General features: G+C 65.7%; 13 protein-coding genes. 9 read left to right on the top strand and 4 right to left on the bottom strand.

What is annotated here, in order from left to right:
• The coding region (locus ACREBX_RS01130) for an XdhC family protein (RefSeq protein WP_431559913.1) at positions 1 to 460 on the bottom strand (460 nt) is incomplete at its 3' end.
• A gap of 57 nt (positions 461 to 517) precedes the next feature.
• Here ACREBX_RS01130 and ACREBX_RS01125 point away from each other — a divergent pair.
• Positions 518 to 1,093 (top strand): nucleotidyltransferase family protein, encoded by a 576-nt coding sequence (locus ACREBX_RS01125; protein WP_431559912.1) that lies wholly within the window; start codon positions 518 to 520, stop codon positions 1,091 to 1,093.
• A 24-nt stretch (positions 1,094 to 1,117) separates the two neighbouring features.
• Here ACREBX_RS01125 and paoC read toward each other — a convergent pair whose 3' ends face one another.
• Genes paoC through paoA form a run of 3 tightly spaced genes read right to left on the bottom strand, consistent with a single transcriptional unit; the run spans position 1,118 to position 4,917 of the window.
• A complete protein-coding gene (paoC, locus tag ACREBX_RS01120; protein WP_431559911.1) occupies positions 1,118 to 3,325 on the bottom strand; it encodes an aldehyde oxidoreductase molybdenum-binding subunit PaoC in 2,208 nt (735 codons plus the stop codon).
• 3 nt (positions 3,326 to 3,328) lie between these two features.
• A complete protein-coding gene (locus ACREBX_RS01115; RefSeq protein WP_431559910.1) occupies positions 3,329 to 4,279 on the bottom strand; it encodes an FAD binding domain-containing protein in 951 nt (316 codons plus the stop codon).
• Positions 4,276 to 4,917 carry an aldehyde dehydrogenase iron-sulfur subunit PaoA gene (gene paoA, locus ACREBX_RS01110; protein WP_431559909.1) on the bottom strand — a complete coding sequence of 214 codons (642 nt, stop codon included), beginning with the start codon at positions 4,915 to 4,917 and terminating at the stop codon, positions 4,276 to 4,278. The genes ACREBX_RS01115 and paoA overlap by 4 nt, the downstream gene beginning before the upstream one ends.
• Positions 4,918 to 5,346: 429 nt before the next feature.
• On the opposite strand from paoA, the gene ACREBX_RS01105 reads away from it, so the two are divergent.
• From ACREBX_RS01105 to ACREBX_RS01070, 8 genes are all read left to right on the top strand, one after another.
• Positions 5,347 to 7,497, top strand: coding sequence for a TonB-dependent siderophore receptor (locus ACREBX_RS01105; protein WP_431559908.1), 2,151 nt, complete (start codon positions 5,347 to 5,349; stop codon positions 7,495 to 7,497).
• Positions 7,498 to 7,583: 86 nt separating this feature from the next.
• The gene (locus tag ACREBX_RS01100) at positions 7,584 to 8,963 is read left to right on the top strand and encodes an amidohydrolase family protein (RefSeq protein WP_431559907.1); all 1,380 of its coding nucleotides are present in this window, start codon (positions 7,584 to 7,586) and stop codon (positions 8,961 to 8,963) included.
• Positions 8,953 to 10,077: a dipeptidase gene (locus tag ACREBX_RS01095; protein ID WP_431559906.1), complete on the top strand. Its 1,125-nt coding sequence runs from the start codon at positions 8,953 to 8,955 to the stop codon at positions 10,075 to 10,077. Before ACREBX_RS01100 ends, ACREBX_RS01095 begins: the two co-directional genes overlap by 11 nt.
• Entirely contained in the window at positions 10,070 to 11,038 is a 969-nt protein-coding gene (locus ACREBX_RS01090) for an ornithine cyclodeaminase family protein (RefSeq protein ID WP_431559905.1), read from the top strand. The genes ACREBX_RS01095 and ACREBX_RS01090 overlap by 8 nt, the downstream gene beginning before the upstream one ends.
• 149 nt (positions 11,039 to 11,187) lie before the next feature.
• On the top strand, positions 11,188 to 12,852 hold the full coding sequence (locus ACREBX_RS01085) for an MFS transporter (protein WP_431559904.1): 1,665 nt from the start codon (positions 11,188 to 11,190) through the stop codon (positions 12,850 to 12,852).
• 1 nt (position 12,853) lies between these two features.
• On the top strand, positions 12,854 to 14,017 hold the full coding sequence (locus ACREBX_RS01080; RefSeq protein ID WP_431559903.1) for an HlyD family secretion protein: 1,164 nt from the start codon (positions 12,854 to 12,856) through the stop codon (positions 14,015 to 14,017).
• The gene (locus ACREBX_RS01075; RefSeq protein WP_431559902.1) at positions 14,014 to 15,420 is read left to right on the top strand and encodes an efflux transporter outer membrane subunit; all 1,407 of its coding nucleotides are present in this window, start codon (positions 14,014 to 14,016) and stop codon (positions 15,418 to 15,420) included. Before ACREBX_RS01080 ends, ACREBX_RS01075 begins: the two co-directional genes overlap by 4 nt.
• Before the next feature lie 378 nt (positions 15,421 to 15,798).
• A complete protein-coding gene (locus ACREBX_RS01070) occupies positions 15,799 to 18,507 on the top strand; it encodes a TonB-dependent receptor plug domain-containing protein (RefSeq protein ID WP_431559901.1) in 2,709 nt (902 codons plus the stop codon).
• The last annotated feature ends 460 nt before the right edge of the window (positions 18,508 to 18,967 follow it).

Genomic DNA, 18,967 nt, shown 5'->3' with positions numbered 1-18,967 from the left:
CCCAGCCGGCGATGCCGCGCGCGCGCGGCATCGTGTCGACATGCACGCCGTCGACATGCACGCCATCGCCGGCCAGCCGCAGCGCCGCCATCTCCCGGCGATCATGCTGCGCCAGCGCCCGTACGATCGCATGGGGATCGGGGCGTGGATTGAACAGCAGGTCGATCCCGCCGCCACACGGAAGCCGGATGTCGAGATAGGGCGACCCCGCGCCGAACCGCACCAGCTTTGCACGCCCGTCGGATAGCGTTCCGATCGCCTCGGCAACCACCGCCGCCTCGATGCAGCCGCCCGAGAAGGACCCCGCGTATCGCCCATCCTCCGCGACCGCCATCTGGGCGCCGATCGCCCGCGGCGACGATCCCTCGATCGCGGTGAGCGTGACGAGGATCGTCCCGACACCCTCCCCGGTGCGGGCCAAGACAAAGCGCAATATGTCGGCCGGCGTGGTTGCTATCATCTGCGATTTGCTTTGAAGTCAGCCGACGCGCAAAGGGCGCCTGAAAGGACGAGAGCCGTGATCGACGCGGAAAATATCGCCGCCATCCTGCTCGCCGCGGGGACATCGCAGCGGTTCGGGACCGACGACAAGCTGCTGGCGCCGCTCGCGGGCGAACCGCTGGCGCTGCACGCAGCTAGGCACATCGTCGAGCTGGCGCCGCGGCGGCGCATCGCCGTCTGCCGCGATGACCATGGCGCGCTCGCGCGGTTGCTGGAGGCCCACGGCTTCGAAATTGTCGCCAATCCGCATCCCGAACAGGGGCTATCGCGATCCCTGTCGTGCGGCATTGCCGAAGCGGCGCGGGGGCCGGACGCGGCGGCGATGGTCTGCCTCGCCGACATGCCCTTCGTCGGCACCCGCCATCTGCGCAAACTCATCGCGCGGTTCGATCCGGTGGAGGCGCCCGTGGTGGCATCGACGAATGGCGACGCGGCGATGCCCCCGGCATTGTTCGCCCGTGCGCTGTTCGAAAAGCTGCGCGGCGGCGAAGGCGACCGCGGCGGCAAGGCATTGCTGGCGAATGCCGCCCTCGTCCACGCCACCGCCGGCGAGCTGGTGGACATCGACCGGCCGGACGATCTGCCGGGTTGAGCCTGTGCGCTCATCCTGGCGCGATCACGCCATGTCCGGCAGCTTGCCCAGCAGCTTGTCGAGCGTGACCGGGTAATTGCGGACACGCACGCCGGTCGCATTGTAGACCGCGTTGGCGACCGCCGCCGCGACGCCGCAGATGCCGAGTTCGCCGACGCCCTTTGCTTTCATCGGCGATGTCGTCGGATCGGCTTCGTCGAGAAAGATGACATCCTGATGCGGAATGTCAGCGTGGACTGGCACTTCATAGCCCGCCAAATCGTGATTGACGAAAAAGCCGAAGCGCTTGTCGACCGCAAGCTCCTCCATCAGCGCCGCGCCCGCCCCCATCGTCATCGCGCCGATCACCTGGCTGCGCGCTGCCTTGGGATTGAGGATGCGCCCGGCGGCGCAGACCGCGAGCATGCGGCGAACCCGGATTTCGCCCGTCATCGCATCGACCCCGACCTCGACGAAATGCGCGCCAAAGGTCGATTGCTGAAATTTCTCGGCCAGGTCGCCATATTCCATATTGTCCTCGGCGACGAGTTCGCCGTCCGCAGCGGCATCGCCGAGCGCGACGCTGCGGCGTCCGGCTTTGACCTTGCCACCCGCAAAGACCGCGTCGGCGGCATTCATGCCAAGCTTTTGGGCCACCGCTTCGCGCAGCTTGACGCAAGCGGCGTAGACGCCTGCGGTCGAGCTGTTGGCACCCCACTGCCCGCCCGATCCCGCCGACACCGGAAAGGCCGAATCGCCGAGCTTCACGACGACCTTGGCGAGCGGCACGCCCATCATTTCGGCCGCGGTCTGGGCGATGATCGTATAGGTCCCGGTGCCGATGTCGGTCATGTCGGTCTCGACCGTCACCACACCCGACCTGGCAAGGCGGACGCGCGCCGCCGATGGTTGGTTGAGATTGTTGCGAAAGGCGGCCGCCATCCCCATCCCGACCAGCCAGCGCCCGTCGCGCGTCACGCCCGGCTTCGGATTGCGTTTCGCCCAGCCGAATTTCTCGGCGCCGGTCTCCATGCATTTGTTGAGCTGGCGCTGCGAAAAGGGCCGGCTCGGCTTTTCTGGATCGACCTGCGTGTCGTTGAGGACGCGCAGGGCGATCGGGTCCATCCCCAGCTTCTCGGCCAGCTCGTCGACCGCGATCTCGAGCGCCATCAGCCCCGGCGCCTCGCCGGGTGCGCGCATCGCATTGCCTTCGGGCAGATCGAGCACCGCAAGGCGCATCGCGGTCATGCGATTTTCGCCGGCATAGAGCAGGCGCGTCTGTGCCACCGCGGTTTCGGGGCCGCCGCCGGGCAAGTCGCCCGACCAGCTTTCGTGCCCGATCGCCGTGAGCTTGCCGTCGGCGGTCGCACCAAGGCGGACGCGCTGGATCGTCGCCGGGCGGTGCGTCGTGTTATTGATCATCAGCGGCCGGGGCAGCGCGACCTTGACCGGCCGCTTCGCCGCCTTCGCACCCAGTACGGCCAGCAGCACATCGGCGCGATTGAACAATTTCCCGCCGAAACCGCCGCCGATATAGGGCGAGTCGAAGCGGATATTTTCCTTCGCAATGCCGAGCGTCTTGGCCATGTCGCCCACCGACCAGGCGATCATCTGGTTCGACGTCCAAACGGTCAACTTTTCGCCCTCCCACGCCGCGATCGACGCATGTGGCTCCATCATCGCGTGGCTGTGATCGGGAGTCGTATAGCGCGCATCGAGCTGCACGGGCGCCGCGGCGAAGGCGGCAGCGAAATTACCGACTGCGCTATCGGGTTCGGTTCCGAACGACGCTTTCGGCTTGATCGCGGTATCGATCGCGGCGGCAAGATCGTAAGCGCCCTTGCCGCGCGCATATTCGACACGGACGAGCGAGGCGGCGGCGCGCGCCTGCTCGAAACTGTCGGCGACAACGAGCGCGATCGCCTGATGATAATGGTCGATCGCCGGACCGCCGAGCAATTTGGCGGTATTGAAATCGCCCTTCGCCAGCTTGCCCGCATTGTCTGCGGTGACGATCGCGATGACGCCCGGCGCCGCCCTGGCTTCGTCGAGGTTCATCGACGCGATCCGCCCCTTGGCGATCGCCGAACCGACGACATAGCCATAGGCATGGTTCGCCGCGACATCGTGGCGTTCATAGGCATAGGGCGCAGTGCCCGTCGTCTTGAGCGGCCCCTCGATGCGATTGGTGGGTTTGCCGACGACCTTCATCTGGTCGATCGGGTTGGTGGTGGCGGGCGTGTCGAATTTCATGGCTCAGCCCTTTGCTTGCGCCAGCACCCCGGCGAGCGTGCGCTCGACGAGGGGCAGCTTATAGGCATTTTCATGGGTGGTCCTGGCGCCCGCGAGCAGGCCGTCGGCGACAGGCTTCGCGCCGCGCGGCAGCGCCGCCTCGGCCGCCTCGACGCGCCATGGCTTATAGCCGACACCGCCAAGCGCGACGCGGCCGGTTCCGTCGCGCTGGACGATCACGCCGACCGAGATCAGCGCAAAGGCATAGGACGCGCGGTCGCGGACCTTGTGATAGATATGCGTACCGCCGACGGGCTTCGGCAAGGTGACCGCGGTGATCAGCTCACCCGGCGCCAGCACCGTCTCCAGATGCGGGGTCTTGCCCGGCGCGCGATAGAAATCGGCGATGTTGACCGCCCGCGCCTTGCCCGCCGCGTCGACCGTCTCGATCACGGCGTCGAGGGCGCGCATTGCAACCGCCATGTCGCTGGGATGCGTCGCGATACACGCGTCGCTGGCGCCGACGACCGCATGCAGCCGGTTGAAGCCGCCGATCGCGGCGCAACCGCTGCCGGGCTTGCGCTTGTTGCACGGCTGGTTGGTGTCGTAAAAATAGGGGCAGCGCGTCCGCTGGAGCAGGTTGCCCGCAGTGGTCGCCTTGTTGCGGAGTTGCCCCGATGCGCCCGCAACCAGCGCCCGGGTCAACAGGCCATAGTCGCGCCGTATGCGCGTATCGCTCGCGAGGTCGGTATTGCGGACCATCGCGCCGATGCGGAGGCCACCCTCTGCCGTCGCCTCGATCTTGTCGAGCGCGAGGCGGCTGACATCGATCAAGTGCTGCGGCGTTTCGATCTCGAGCTTCATCAGGTCGAGCAGGTTGGTGCCGCCCGCGATGAAACGCGCGCCGGGCATCCGGGCGAAGGCCGCGGTCGCCGCCGCAGAGCTATCGACGCGTTCGTAGGTGAAGCTTTTCATGCCTTCACTCCCGCCACATCGGTGATCGCATCGATGATGTTCGAATAAGCGCCGCAGCGGCAGATATTGCCGCTCATCCGCTCGCGAAGCTCGACTTTCGTTGCCGCGGGTGCGGCGCCGAGGTCGGCCGTGACATGGCTCGGAATCCCGGCCTTGATCTCGTCGAGCACCGCGACCGCCGAGCAGATCTGCCCCGGCGTGCAATAACCGCATTGATAGCCGTCGTGTGTCACGAACGCGTCCTGCATCGCATGCATCTTGTCGGGCGTGCCAAGACCTTCAATCGTCGTGATCTTGTCGCCCTCGTGCATCACCGCCAGCGTGAGGCAGCTGTTGATCCGACGCCCGTCGACGATCACGGTGCACGCCCCGCACTGGCCGTGGTCGCAGCCCTTCTTGGTCCCGGTCAGGTGCAGATGTTCGCGCAGCGCGTCGAGCAACGAGGTGCGCGTATCGAGTTCCAGCTCGCGCGCCGTGCCGTTCACCTCGAAAGCCACTTTCGCCGTCGGCGGAGATTTGGCAGCGGGAGTGGCGGCCGTTGCCGGCCGGATCGGGACCAGCGTCGCCGTCGCGACCGAGGCTGCGCCGCCCACCAGCACGCCGCGCCGGGACAGCTCATATTCTTCTGGAGTCTGCATCGCGTTCGTCCGTTTCTGTTCTGTTTGCCAATGGGCGCGGAGGCCCACGGGAAGGTTCAGGCAGTCGATACCGCGCGACTTATAGGGACCGCGTCGGCACAGAAAATTTCGGATTCCTGATGCAGGGGTATCATAATAATACGCAGCGGAACAGGCGTCGCGCCGGGCGATACGAAGCGCGTGGCGCCGCGACGTCGGTGCCGATCAAGCGCGCCTGAAGCGCAATAATATCGCCGAAAATTGGACGGCTCTCGATAATGCGATGCGCGTGGGTCGCCCTGCCACCCGCTGCGGCTGCACGGTCCGAATGGGAGCGCGCGAGCGCCAACGCCGACGGAAAATAGCTGTCATTCAATATTGCAAATGCGAGTTACTCTCATTAGTGGCGCATCACCGACGCGGCCCGGCCGCCGACAAAAGGGGAAAAAGATGCGCCGTTCCATTCGTTTGCTGCTGACCGGATCGGCGCTTCTGTGCGCCTCGACATTTGCGCAAGCCCAGCAGGATACGCGGCCGACGGCACGGGACGACGAGCCCGGCGATGCCATCGTCGTGACGGGCTATGGCCGGACCGATCAGCCCACCGCCGCGACCGGGCTTCCGCTCTCCCCGCTCGAAACGCCGCAAACGATCAGCGTCATCACGCAGCAGCAGATCCAGGATCAGGCGTTCAACACGATTAACGACGCGCTCGATTTTACCGTCGGCATTTCAAAGAAGGACGTCGATCGCGGCCGCAGCTCCATCTCGGCACGCGGTTTCGAGGTCCAGAATTTCCAGCTCGACGGGGCCCCTTTCGTCAACGGCAATGTCGGCTTTGGTGAAACCAGCACGGCGCAATATGAACGCGTCGATCTTGTCCGCGGCGCCGCGGGCCTGATGCACGGCTCGGGCGATCCGTCGGCGGTCGTCAACCTGATCCGCAAACATGCCACCGAGCGCGAATTCGCGGGCGATATCAGCCTCGAGGCCGGGTCGTGGGACCGCTTCGCCGCGACGCTCGATGTCCAGTCGCCGCTCAACAGCTCGGGGACCGTGCGCGCTCGCGCGGTCGCGCAAGCCTCCAAGCAGGACGGCTTCGTCAATCTGGAAGAGCGGAAGGGTCTCCTGCTTTACGGCGTGATCGACGCCGACCTTGGCGAACGCACGACGCTGTCGGTCGGCGCCAGCTATCAGCGCGACGAGCGCGACGGGATCATGTGGGCGCAGCTGCCCTATTGGTACAGCGACGGCACGCGCACCGACTGGCCGCGTTCGAAGACCACGGGCGCCGATTGGGGCCGCTGGAACACCACCGAAATTTCGGCCTTTGCGACGCTGAAGCATGATCTGGGCGGCGGCTGGAACGTTCGCGGCGATGTCGGCTATCACAAGGGGCTCGAAAATTCGAAGCTGCTGTGGCTCGAAGGCGTGCCCGACCGGGTGACCGGCGCGGGAATGAGCACCTATGGTTATTGGTTCAATGCGAACCCCGAACAATGGCACGGCAGCATCCAGGCCAATGGCCCCTTCACGCTGCTGGGCGGCGAGCACGACCTTGCGGTTGGAGCGATGGCGAGCCGCATCGACGGTGGCTGGACCAATCGCACCCCCGTCGCGATCGCCCCGATGACCGATTTCAACAGCTTCGACGGCACACAGATTGCCGAACCCGTTTGGGGCGATCGTTATATATCGGACCATGGCAACACCACGCAGGCGGCCGTCTATGCCTCGACCCGGCTTAACCTGATCGACGGGCTGAAGCTGATCGCCGGGGGTCGCCTCAGCTACACCAAGCGCAACGAGCTCGGTGCGACCCCGGAAATTGCCGACTATAGCGTCAGCTCGAAGGGCGTGTTCACACCCTATGTCGGGCTCATCTATAATCTCACCGACAATCTGTCCGCCTATGCAAGCTACACCAGCATCTTCAAGCCGCAGACCTTTTTCCGCGACCGCAACGGCGGCTTTCTCGACCCCGTAAAAGGCGACAGCTACGAGGTCGGGTTGAAGGCCCTGTTACTCGACGGCAAGCTGCTGGCGACGGCCTCGGTCTATCGTATCGAACAGGATAATATCGGTGTTCCCGACGCCCCGCACCTCGTCCCGGGCACGGCCACGCCCGCCTATCGCGGCGCGAAGGGAACCGTCGCGAAGGGCTATGAGCTCGAAGTTGTGGGCAAGATCACCCCGCAATGGGATGTCAGTGCGGGCTGGAGCGATTATAGCGCGAAGGATGCCGATGGGGTGCATGTGCTCAATCACCAGCCGCGCCGGGCGTTCAACTTCGCGACCAAATATGCCTTTACCGGCACGCTCGACGGGCTGAGCCTCGGCGGCGCGGTCAAATGGGAAAGCCGTCCACCGGTAACGGCCGACAACCCTGGCATAGCCGGCATCGACGCGACCCCGATCGGCCAGCCCGCTTATGCCATCGCCAACATCATGGCGCGCTATGACCTGACCGAGGCCCTTTCGCTCCAGCTCAATGTCGACAATCTCTTCGACAAGCGCTTCTACAGCGGCAACGGCTGGTTCCCGGGCTTCGTCTATGGCGAACCGAGAAACGCGCGGCTGACGCTGAAATACGCATTCTGAGAAAAGAGTGATCGAATGACCGCTTTTCGCCGATGGCGGATGCCCGGCGATTGCGGACCTGAAATGAGGACGCTAGCCACGAGCGCATGACATCGGTTCGTTCACGCCCGCCGGCGCTCGTCGCTGCCCTTCAGTCGCTTGGTCTCGCCGCATCGCTGATGGCGGCGGCGCCCTCGCACGCGGCCGAACAGGTGCTTTACACCAATGTGTCGGTTATCGACGGCACCGGCGGTCCCGCGCGAGCCGGACAGGACATTTTGATCGACGGCGAACGGATCGTGGCGGTCGGTGCGCACGACACGCTGGCATCGCGCGCGGGAACGGCGCGCCGGGTCGACCTGACCGGCCGCTTTGTGATCCCTGGGCTCATCGACAGCCACGTCCATCTCGCCACCCCGCCGAACCGGGTGCGCGCCGAAGCGATCCTGCGCCGCCAGCTTTATGGCGGCGTGACCGCGGTGCGCGACATGGCCGACGATCTGCGCGCGGTGGGCGAGCTTTCGCGTGCGTCGCTGGTCGGCGAAATTCCCGCGCCCGACATTTTTTATGCCGCGCTGATGGCGGGGCCGTCCTTTTTCGAGGATCCCCGCGTCCTCGCGGTGAGCCGCGGTTTCACGCCGGGCACCGCGCCGTGGATGCAGGCGATCGAAAAAAAGACCGACCTCCGCACCGCGGTCACGCTGGCGCGCGGCACATCGGCGAGCGCGATCAAGATCTACGCCAACCTGCCCGCCGAGCGCGTTGCGGCGATCACCGCCGAGGCGCATCGCCAGAAGTTGATGATCTGGGCGCACAGCGCGGTCTTCCCCGCCCGCCCCGCCGAAGTGATCGCGGCGGGCGTCGATTCGGTCAGCCATGTCTGTTACCTCGGCTACGAAGCACAGCCCGAAATGCTCGCCGCCTATCAGGACCGCACCCCGGTCGACGAGACGCGCCTTGCGCCAACCGGCGACGATCCGGTCGTCGCCCGCCTCTTCGACGCGATGCGCCAGCGCGGCACGATCCTCGACGCGACCGGCAGCCTGTTCGTCAAGTTCGAGGCCACGCGCAAGGCCGATCCGAAAGCCAAGCCGCTGCGTTGCAGCGGCGCCCGCACGATCCGGCTGACGCAGCAGGCGTGGCGCGCGGGCTTGCCGATTTCGACCGGCACCGACTTCGTCAATCCCGCCGGCGACGCCTGGCCCGAAGTCCATGCCGAGCTTCGCTATCTGGCGCACAACGTCGGCATACCGCCGCTCGCGGTCATCCATTCGGCGACACTCATCGGCGCGCGCGCCGCAGGGCAGGACAAGGATATGGGATCGGTCGAGCCCGGCAAGCTCGCGAACTTCGTCGTGCTGGCGGCGGACCCGCTCGCCGACATCGACAATATCGAACGCATCGAAATGACGGTGAAGCGCGGCCGCGAATATCGGCGCGCCGATTATATCCCTGTGACGAAGAAGGAACTCGGCGATGACGATTGACCGGCGGGCGATGCTCGCGGGCGCGGCGGGGCTGGCCGCGACCTCCTTGCTTCCTCGTGCGGCTATGGCGGCCGCGGCACCCGACGGCAGGAAATGGATCATCGTCAACGCGCTCGGCGGACTGGCCGATCCCAATATCCGCGACGCCGCCGATCCTTATTCGCCGCGCGTGCTCGCCGAAGCACATGCGTCAGGCGTCACCGCGATCAACTGCACCTTCGGCTATGTCGCCGGCCCCGCCGAGCCGTTCGAGGCCAGCGTTCGCGACATCGCCGAGGCCGATGCGCTGCTGCGTCGCCATGCGAAAGATCTTGTGAAAATCTTCAGCGTTGCCGACATTCGCCGCGCCAAGGCCGAGAAGAAGATCGGCATCATCTACGGTTTTCAGAACGGTGCGATGATGGGCAAGGATGCGAGCCGCGTCGACATTTTCGCCGATCTGGGCGTCCGGATTTTCCAGCTCACCTATAATCCCGCCAACGCGCTCGGCGACGGGTCGATGGCGCCCGGCAATCGCGGGCTCACGCCGTTCGGGCACGAAGTCATCGAGCGGCTCAATGCGCAGAAGATGATCGTCGACCTGTCGCACAGCGGCGAGAGGACCTGCCTCGAAGCCGCGCGCGCGTCGGAGGCTCCGATCTCGATCAACCACACCGGCTGCCGCGCGGTGACCGACCTGCCGCGCAACAAGACCGACGCCGAATTGCGGCTGGTCGCCGAAAAGGGCGGCTTTATCGGCATCCATTTCATGCCCTTCCTCAACCTCTCGGGCCACGCCCGCGCCGACGACGTCGTGGCGCATATCGACCATGCGGTGAATATCTGCGGCGAGGATCATGTCGGGATCGGCACCGACGGCACAGCGAGTCAGATCGACGATCTTCAGGCGTATGAAGCCGTGCTTGCCAAGGAGATCGCCGAACGTCGTGCCGCGGGGATCAGCGCGGCGGGCGAACGCCCCGACACCTATCCCTTCGTCGTCGACCTGCGCGGGCCCGCCCAGTTCCGCAAACTGATCGCGCTGCTCGCCGCGCGCGGCTATTCGAGTCGCCGGATCGAAAAGATCATGGGGCTCAATTTCCTGCGTCACGCCGAAAGCGTCTGGGGTGGCTGATCCGATCCGCTTCATCGATGTGGCCGAAGTCCGCGCGCGGCTCGACCATGCAACATGCATCGCGCTGATGCGGAGTGCGATGATCGCGCTCGCCGAAGGGCGGAGCCGGCAATTGCTGCGCGGCATCATCGACCTCGACGGTGGCGATCTGTTCGGGGTGATGCCCGGCGCGCTCGACGGCGCGGGTTTCGGTGCGAAGATCATCAGCATCTTTCCCGCCGTCGCCGCCCACGGCAGTTCGCATCAGGGCGTCATCATCCTGTTCGACCGCGCCAGCGGGGCACCGGTCTGCGTGATCGACGCCAGCGAGGTCACCGCGATCCGCACCGCCGCCGCCTCGGCAGCGGCGACCGACGCGCTCGCCCGGCCCGGCGCCAGCCGTCTCGCGATCATGGGGACGGGCGAGCAGGCATGGCATCATGTCGCGGCCATCCGCCACGTGCGGGCGCTGGACGAAGTGCGAATCTGGGGACGCGCGCCCGAAAAGGCGGGCGAGCTTGCCGACCGGATCGTCCGCGATTTCGGTCTTGCGGCACAGGCGGCGGCTTCGGTTGCCGACGCCGCGAGCGGGGCCGATATCATCTGCACGCTGACCGGCGCGGCCGAACCCTTCCTGTTCGACGCGCATGTCGCCGACGGGACGCATATCAACGCCGTCGGGTCAAGCCGCGCCGGCCCGTCCGAAATCGACGAAGTGCTTGTCGCGCGCGCGCGTTTCGTGCCCGATCATCGCGAAGGCGTGCTGGCACAGGGCGCCGAATATCTGCGCGCACGCGACGCCGGGCTGGTCACCGAAGCGCATGTCCTGCCCGAGATCGGGCATGTCTTTTCGGGCTCCACGCCAGGCCGGCTGACGGCATCGGACGTCACCATCTATAAGTCGCTGGGTTCGATCGTGCAGGATCTGGCCTGCGCCACATGGCTTTGGAAGACGCACCGCGATCGCGTATCCGGGGCATAACCGGCCGCTTCTATGCCAGCGTCGTGGGACTCCTATTCCACCGAATAGGCTGCATGCGCCCCGGCGATACGGTATGGAAAATCATGATTATCGAACCGACTCGCTCCGCTCGTGGCGCGTCCATGACCGCGAAGCCGGCCTGACCCGCCATGGCGGACTATGTCTTCAAACCGCACGAACGGCCGACGCTGCCGGGGTCGCCGGCCAATCCGGATCACCCGACGTCGCGCATGGTCCGCCATTTCCTGATCGGCTGCCTGATCGGGATCACCGGCGGGCTCGGCAACGCGCTCGTCACGGTCAACCTCAACTTCGCGCAGGGGACGCTGGGGCTCAACAGCGACGAGGCCGCGTGGCTGACCGCCGCCTATTTCATGACCAACGTCACGGCGAACCTGCTGCTCGTCAAATATCGCCAGCAGTTCGGGCTCCAGCCGTTCATCCGCTACACGCTTGTCGCCTATGCCGTGACGACGCTGATGCACTTGTTCATCCACGATTTCTGGACCTCGGTCGCGGTCCGGGCGATGAGCGGGGTCGCGGCGAGCGGCCTCTCGACGCTCACCATCCTCTATTTCTTCCAGGCGCTGCCCGCGCCCAAGCGGCTCGCCGCGGTGATGATCGGCATCTGCATTCCCCAGCTCGCGACGCCCCTCGCGCGCGTGCTCTCGCCGGGGCTGCTCGAATGGGGCGACTGGCACAATCTCTACTGGTTCGAATTCGGCATGGCGCTGGCGACGCTCGCCGCGGTGATGGCGCAGCCGCTGCCGCCGAGCGAGCGCGAAAAAGTGTTCGAACCGCTCGACTTCCTCACCTTCGGCTTGCTTGCGCCGGGATTATGGCTGCTGATCGCCGTGCTCTCGCAAGGGCGAATCCAGTGGTGGGCCGAGCGGCCGTGGATCGGCTGGTCGCTGGCTGCGAGTGTTGCGTTGATCGCCGCGGCCGTGCTGGTCGAGCATCATCGCAAGAATCCGCTCATCAACACGCGCTGGCTGGGCACGCGCGAGATGCTCCGGCTGATCGCGGTCGCGGCGTCGGTTCGTATCCTGCTGTCCGAACAGGCGTTCGGTTCGGTCGGATTTCTGAACGCCGTCGGCATGATCAACGACCAGATGGTCACATTGCACCTGATCGTCGTGCTCGCGTCGATCGCCGGCCTTGCGACCGCGGTGCTGACCTTCCGCCCCGACAATCTGACGCGGCCGATCCTTATCGCGGTGGTGCTGATCGTGATCGGATCGTTCATGGACGCCGGGGCGACCAACCTCACCCGGCCGAGCCAATTCTATCTCAGCCAGGCGCTCATCGGTTTCGCGTCCTTGCTCTTCCTCGCGCAGGCGATGGTGATCGGCATCGCGCGTACCTTGCTCGCGGGCGGCAAGAATTTCATCAGCTTCATCGTGCTGTTCAGCATGAGCCAGAGCATCGGCGGCCTGGTCGGAAGCGCCTTCCTCGGCACCTTCCAGACGGTCCGCGAGAAATTTCATTCGCACGAGCTGGTCCAGCATATCGTCGCGACCGACCCGCTCGTCGCGGCGCGGCTGGGCGCGGGCAGCCGCACGGTTGCCGCGACGATCGGCGATCCGGTGCTGCGCACCGCGGAGGGCGCCGCGCTGCTGAGCCAGCAAGTCACACGCGAGGCCCATATCCTTGCGTATAATGACGTTTTCCTGCTGGTCGGCGTACTTGCGATCCTGACGACGATCTGGGGTTTCATGATCAGCCGGGCGATCCGTCGACGGAACGAGCCGTCGCCGGTGATATTATTGGTGCAGCGCCTTCAGGCGCAGGCACAGGCTCAACAGGGGCAATGAGATGAGCGACGAGCCAAAGGCGAACACGCTGAAACCCGAACCCGCAGCGGCGGCCCCGCCGCCGGAAACCGCCGCCCCGGCAGATCCGCAGGTCGACGCGCCGCCGTCGGCGTGGCGTCCTCCGGACAAGACGCGCACAACCGTGATCATCATCGTCGCGGCCGCGCTGCTCGCGATCCTCGCGATCCTCTATTCGTGGCAGCTCCCGCCCTTCGCCGGCGCGCTGGAAAAGACCGACAACGCCTATGTGCGCGGGCGCGTGACGATCATCAGCCCGCAGGTCAGCGGTTATGTCACCCGCGTTCCCGTTCAGGATTTCGCCGAGGTCAAGGCGGGGCAGATCCTCGCGACGATCGACGATCGCATCTATCGCGCACGCGTCGCGCAGGCCGAAGCCAATGTCGCGGCGCAGCAGGCCGCGCTCGCCAATTCGGCGCAGGCGCAGCGCTCGCGCGAAGTCGCGACCGACAGCCAGAATGCCGGGATCGCCAACGCGCAGGCGCAGCTGGTCAAGGCCGACGCCGACATGCGCCGCGCCCGCGCGCTCGTCGCCGACGGTTCGATCTCGACCCGCGAATTCGACCAGACGCGCGCGGCGCTGCTCGCGGCGCAGGCGAGCTTGCAGCAATCGCGCGCCAGCCGGGCGATCGGCACGCAGGACGTCCGCACCGTCGTCGTCGCGCGCGCCGGGCTCGAGGCCGCGGTCGAATCGGCGAAAGCGCAGCTTCGCCTCGCGCAGATCGACCTCGACAACACGATCATCCGCGCCCCCGCCGACGGCCAGCTGTCCGAAATCGGCGTGCGTGTCGGCGCCTATGTCACCGCCGGCACCCAATTGCTGTCGGTCGTGCCGCATCATGTCTGGGTGATCGCAAACTTCAAGGAAGCGCAGACGCGCGACATGGCGATCGGCCAGCCCACGCGGTTCACCGTCGACGCTTTGGGCGACGCCGAACTGACCGGGCGGGTCGAGAATCTGTCGCCCGCGGCGGGGTCCGAATTCGCCGTGCTCAAGGCCGACAACGCCACCGGCAATTTCGTCAAGGTGGCGCAGCGGATCGCGGTGCGGATCAAGATCGACGAAAAGCAAGCGATGGCGAAGCGGCTGCGGCCCGGCATGTCGGTCGAGGTCCGGATCGACACGCGCGGCGGATCGAAACGATGAAGGCGTCGCGGCTCGCGCTGGCGGCCGGGCTGGCGGCGGGGCTCGCCGCCTGCGCCGGGCCGCGTGTCGCGACGACCAGCGTGGCGCCCGTCACGCCGCCGGTTGCATGGCGAACCGATGCCGGCCCCACGGCGGAGCTGCAACGCGATTGGTGGCGCTCGTTTGGCGATCCGGCGCTGATCGCCCTGGTCGACAAGGCGCTGGCCAACAACAGCGACATCGGGGTCGCGGCGGCGCGCGTGCGCGAGGCGCGCGCCAATTTCGCGCTCGCGCGGGCCCAGACGCTGCCCACCATCGATGCGGCGATCAGCGGCGGGCGGTCGCGCTCGGTCAGCGCGTTAGGCCGGCCGGCCGAGCAGAATTTCGCGCAGCCGCAAATCCAGGTGGCCTATGAGGTCGACCTGTTCGGCCGCCTTGCCGACCAGAAATCGGCGGCACGCGATTCGTGGTTCGCGAGCGAAGCGGCACGCGATTCGGTGCACCTGTCGATCGCCGCGGCCGTGGCGAGCAACTATATCACGCTGCGCGGCCTCGATGCGCGGCTGGAGGTCGCGCGCGAGACGGTGCGCGCGCGATCGGAATCGCTGCGGATCGCGAAATCGCGCGTCGGGCGGGGCTATTCGCCCAAGCTCGAGCTTCAGCAGGCGCAGGCCGAATATGACGCGACGGCGCAGATCGTGCCGCAAATCGAACTCGCCATCGCGCGAACCGAGGACGGCCTGAGTCTGCTCGTCGGCGATACGCCCCGGGCGATCGACCGCGGCACGACCCTCGACCGCCTCGCCCTGCCCGCGGTCCCAGATGGCCTGCCGTCAGAACTGCTGCGCCGCCGTCCCGACGTCGCGCAGGCCGAATATCAGCTTGCGGCGTCGGACAAGAATCTTGCCGCGGCGCGCAAACGCTTCCTGCCGCAGGTGCGCCTGACCTCGGCAGCGGGCGCGGCCTTTTCGACGCTGATCGGTGACCCGATTTCGATCTGGTCGGTCGGCGGCAGCATCCTCGCCCCGATCTTTCAGGGCGGCAGACTGACGGCACAGGCCGATGTCGCGGGCGCGCAGCGCGACCAGGCGGCCTTCGCCTACCGCCGCACGGCACTGACCGCATTTCGCGAAGTCGAGGATGCGCTCGCGGCGGTCAGCCGGACCGACGCGCAGATCGCGTTCGCCCAGTCGCAGCGCGATGCGCTGGCCGAGGGGCTGCGGCTCGCCACCAATCGCTATCGCGAAGGCTATTCGCCCTATCTGGAACAGCTCGACGCCCAGCGCGGCCTGCTCGGTGCCGAGCTGTCGCTGATCCAGCTCCGCGCCGACGCACTCGCCGCACGCATCCAGCTGTTTCAGGCGATGGGCGGTGGTTGGACGAACTGCGCGACATCCGAAGCCCCATGCGCGCCGCCGCCTTAGCGCGCCTGGTTCTGACCTCGAAACGACCGTTAGCAGCCGCTTGCACCACGATGGCGCGGGCGTCCCGCCGCACCTCCAAAATGAGGCGGCGAAACCGGATCGGGCGAAGCCCGGAAGATACCGGTTGAAAATTCGAAATTTTGAAACATGGCGCCTGGGATAAAAGTCCCATAATTCATAGGATTATTGAGCAAAACCGCTCGATCCTCCGACAGAATATTTTCTATAATTGAAAATTATGTCTTGATCGGGGTTGATTTTTCAAAAAAATCCGACTTTATAGAAAATCGCAAACCCGAGGATCGCTGGAGCCTCGGGGTAAAAACATAAGCGAGCACCGGACGGCGGAATTGCCGTCCACAGGCGAAGGGGATAATTATGAAGTTCGTTCAATCCGGCTTGTATGCGGGCACCGCCCTGTCGATGCTGGTCAGCCTGAACCCGGCCTATGCGCAGTCCGCCACGCCCGCGACCGACCTGGTCTCGGACGAGGAAATCGTGGTCAGCGGCTCGCGCATTCAGCGCGAAGGTTTCGATGCCCCGACCCCGACGACGGTGATCGGCGAGGCCGAGCTTGCGCTGGGCAACCGCCCGAGCATCGCGCAAGTGCTGAACGATACCCCCCAGTTCCGCGCCACGTCGACGCCGTCCACGACGCCCGGCAACACCAGCAGCGGCGTGTCGACCGCCGACATGCGCGGCCTTGGGTCGGTCCGCACCCTGACGCTGCTCAACGGGCACCGCTTTGCCGGCGCCAACGACCTCAACATCGTGCCGCAAAGCCTGGTCAAGCGGATCGACATCGTCACCGGAGGCGCATCGGCGGCCTGGGGCTCGGGCGCGGTCGCGGGCGTCGTCAACATCATCCTCGACGATGATTTCGCCGGCTGGCGCATGGGGGTGCAGTCGGGCATCTCGTCGCGCGGCGACGCGGCGCGTTATGGCGCCGACATCGCATGGGGCACCGATTTCGCGGGCGGGCGCGGCCATTTCATGGTCGCGGGCGAATATATGAACGAACGCGGTGCGGTCAGCCGCGACGACCGCCCCAATCTGGAGGCGGGCCTGTTCCAGCGCTCCGACAACAAGCTGGAGCTGGTGCGCGATCCCAATTCGACCCAGCTTTACAACGGCGGCTCGATCCTCGGCCTCACCGGCGCTCCCCGCAATCTGGTTTTCAATCCCGACGGCAACATCGGCGCCTTCCCGCTCGGCAGCAGGACGCAGGGCGTCACGACCATCGGCGGCGGCGGCCAGAATATCTTCGACTATGTCGCGGTCAGCACCCCGTATGAGCGCATCAACCTCTTTGCCCGCGCCAGCTATGACCTCACCGACTCGCTGAAGGTCTGGGCCAATTTCAGCTATCACCGCATGTCGGCGGACTATGGCTTCTTTCCCGAAACCCCGGCCGTCGCCATCATGCCCGACAATGCCTTCCTGACCCAGGCGAACCGCAACCAGCTCGCCGCGGCGGGCGTCACGGGCCCGTTCCTCCTCGGCCGCGTCATGGACGATGTCGGCGCCGACGGGGTGATGACGTTCAAATACAGCCGCCGCAACCTTGAGGGCGCGATCGGGCTCGACGGCAGCTTCGGCGACGGCTGGAAATATGACGCCTATTATAATCATGGCGAAATCCGGCTCAACCAGGGGCTCAACAACCAGCGGATCAAATCGCGCTTCAACAATGGCGTCGATGCAGTCCTGGTGAACGGCACGCCGACGTGCCGTATTAACGCCGATGCCTCGACCACCAACAACGATCCCAATTGCGTGCCGATCAACCTGTTCGGCAATGGCAGCATTTCGGACGAGGCGGCGGCGTGGGCGTTCGGCGGTTCGCAGCTGATCTACACGATCAAGCTCGATGCAGCGGGCGCCAGCGTTTCGGGCCAGCCCTTCTCGACCTGGGCCGGCCCCGTCGACATCGCTTTCGGCACCGACGTCCGCTGGGAAAAGCAGGTCACCAACTTTGTCGACCCGCTGTCGCTCGCGGGCGCGCTCGGCACGCTCAATTCGTCGGCGACGAACGGCAGCTTCAACGTCAAGGAAGCCTTCGCCGAAGTGAACGTGCCGCTGCTCGACATCACCGACACGCTGAAGCTCGAAATCAACGGCGCCGCGCGCTATTCGGACTATAGCACCAGCGGCGGGATCTGGTCGTGGAAGACCGGCGGCACCCTGCGCGTCGCGGGCGACCTCTTGCTACGCGCCGTCTATTCGCGCGACATCCGTTCGCCGAGCATCACCGAATATTTCCTCAACCGCTCGACAGGCATCGGCACCGTCCTCGATCCCTTCCGGGGCCAGAACGGCACGGTGCAGAACAATGTGGTGGTTTATGGCGGCGGCAACATCAATCTGACGCCCGAAATTTCGCATACGCTGACACTCGGCGGATCCTACTCGCCGTCTTTTGCCTCCGGCCTGCGTCTGTCGGTCGATTATTATGATATCGACATCGACAATGTGATCACCACGGTTACCGCCAACGACCTGATCACGCAGTGCTTCGTCGCCGCTCCGACCGATCCGACCTGCAACGGCATCGTGACCCGCGAAGCCAACGGCTCTATCGGCACGATCACCAACATCTATCGCAACCTGGCCAATTACCGCACGCAGGGCCTCGACATCGAGGCGTCGTACCGCATGCCGCTGGGCGACGGAAATCTGTCGTTCCGCGCGCTGGCCAACCATGTCTTCAACCTGAAGATCAACGGCAAGGATGTTTCGGGTTTCGTCGGCGGCGACACCGCCTTCTCGACCCCGAGATGGCGCGGCACGGGCACGATCGCGTTTGATAACGACAGCTTCGGCGCCAATCTGCGCATCCGCTACGTCGCCGGCGGCCTCGACCGTCCGCTGCCGATCGTGAACGGGGTCGCCGTGCCGATCGTGAACAACAAGGTGGGCAGCCGTACCTATGTCGATCTGGGCGTCCAGTTCAAAGCCGGGCCGTTCACCCTGTTCGGCAACGTCAACAACCTGTTCGACCGCGATCCGCCGATCACGCCCTACACCAGTCCCAATTTCGACGTGATCGGCCGCTACATTTCGGGGGGCGTGAAGCTGAGCTTCTAACCTTTCTCACAAGCTAGTCCCGGGGGCAGCGGTATCGACGATGCCGCTGCCCTTTTTTTGTGGTGACGGACGGGGGTTTCGAGTGGGTGCTCTTCGACCTTGGGCGAGCGCGCGATCCGGATCGTCCGCCTCCTAAAGCCACAAAAGCCCCGCACGCGCGCATCGATTTTGCGTGCGGTGAAACTGTCTCCTCGCTTTTACGTCAGTTTGCGGAATGCCACGATTTCAAAGAGCCGGCCACAGGCCGGCACGGCGCGACAAAGTAGGACAGCGCTTTTTTTGCCGCTCAGCCAATGTCCGTTTTGGGGTGGTGAGCGGCCGTAAGAGTGGGTGCGCGGGTATCCCCTCCCGCAAGCGGGAGGGGCAGTGAGGCTTGCCAGCTTGCTGGCTAGCCGCAGCGGGGTGGGCCATAGCAACGTCGTTGCCCACCCCCGACCCCTCCCGCCTGCGGGAGGGGAGA

Origin of the sequence: Sphingopyxis sp., assembly GCF_050725655.1 — a bacterium.
Classification (GTDB): Bacteria; Pseudomonadota; Alphaproteobacteria; order Sphingomonadales; family Sphingomonadaceae; genus Sphingopyxis.
Note: the sequence above shows the minus strand (reverse complement) of the source record. Positions and strands in the feature narration are given on the sequence as shown.

Bases quoted from the DNA above. Each gene is read 5' to 3' on its own strand.
- paoC (WP_431559911.1), bottom strand. From the start codon at position 3,325: ATGAAATTCGACACGCCCGCCACCACCAACCCGATCGACCAGATGAAG.
- ACREBX_RS01115 (WP_431559910.1), bottom strand. From the start codon at position 4,279: ATGAAAAGCTTCACCTACGAACGCGTCGATAGCTCTGCGGCGGCGACC.
- paoA (WP_431559909.1), bottom strand. From the start codon at position 4,917: ATGCAGACTCCAGAAGAATATGAGCTGTCCCGGCGCGGCGTGCTGGTG.
- ACREBX_RS01105 (WP_431559908.1), top strand. From the start codon at position 5,347: ATGCGCCGTTCCATTCGTTTGCTGCTGACCGGATCGGCGCTTCTGTGC.
- ACREBX_RS01100 (WP_431559907.1), top strand. From the start codon at position 7,584: ATGACATCGGTTCGTTCACGCCCGCCGGCGCTCGTCGCTGCCCTTCAG.
- ACREBX_RS01095 (WP_431559906.1), top strand. From the start codon at position 8,953: ATGACGATTGACCGGCGGGCGATGCTCGCGGGCGCGGCGGGGCTGGCC.
- ACREBX_RS01085 (WP_431559904.1), top strand. From the start codon at position 11,188: ATGGCGGACTATGTCTTCAAACCGCACGAACGGCCGACGCTGCCGGGG.
- ACREBX_RS01080 (WP_431559903.1), top strand. From the start codon at position 12,854: ATGAGCGACGAGCCAAAGGCGAACACGCTGAAACCCGAACCCGCAGCG.
- ACREBX_RS01075 (WP_431559902.1), top strand. From the start codon at position 14,014: ATGAAGGCGTCGCGGCTCGCGCTGGCGGCCGGGCTGGCGGCGGGGCTC.
- ACREBX_RS01070 (WP_431559901.1), top strand. From the start codon at position 15,799: ATGAAGTTCGTTCAATCCGGCTTGTATGCGGGCACCGCCCTGTCGATG.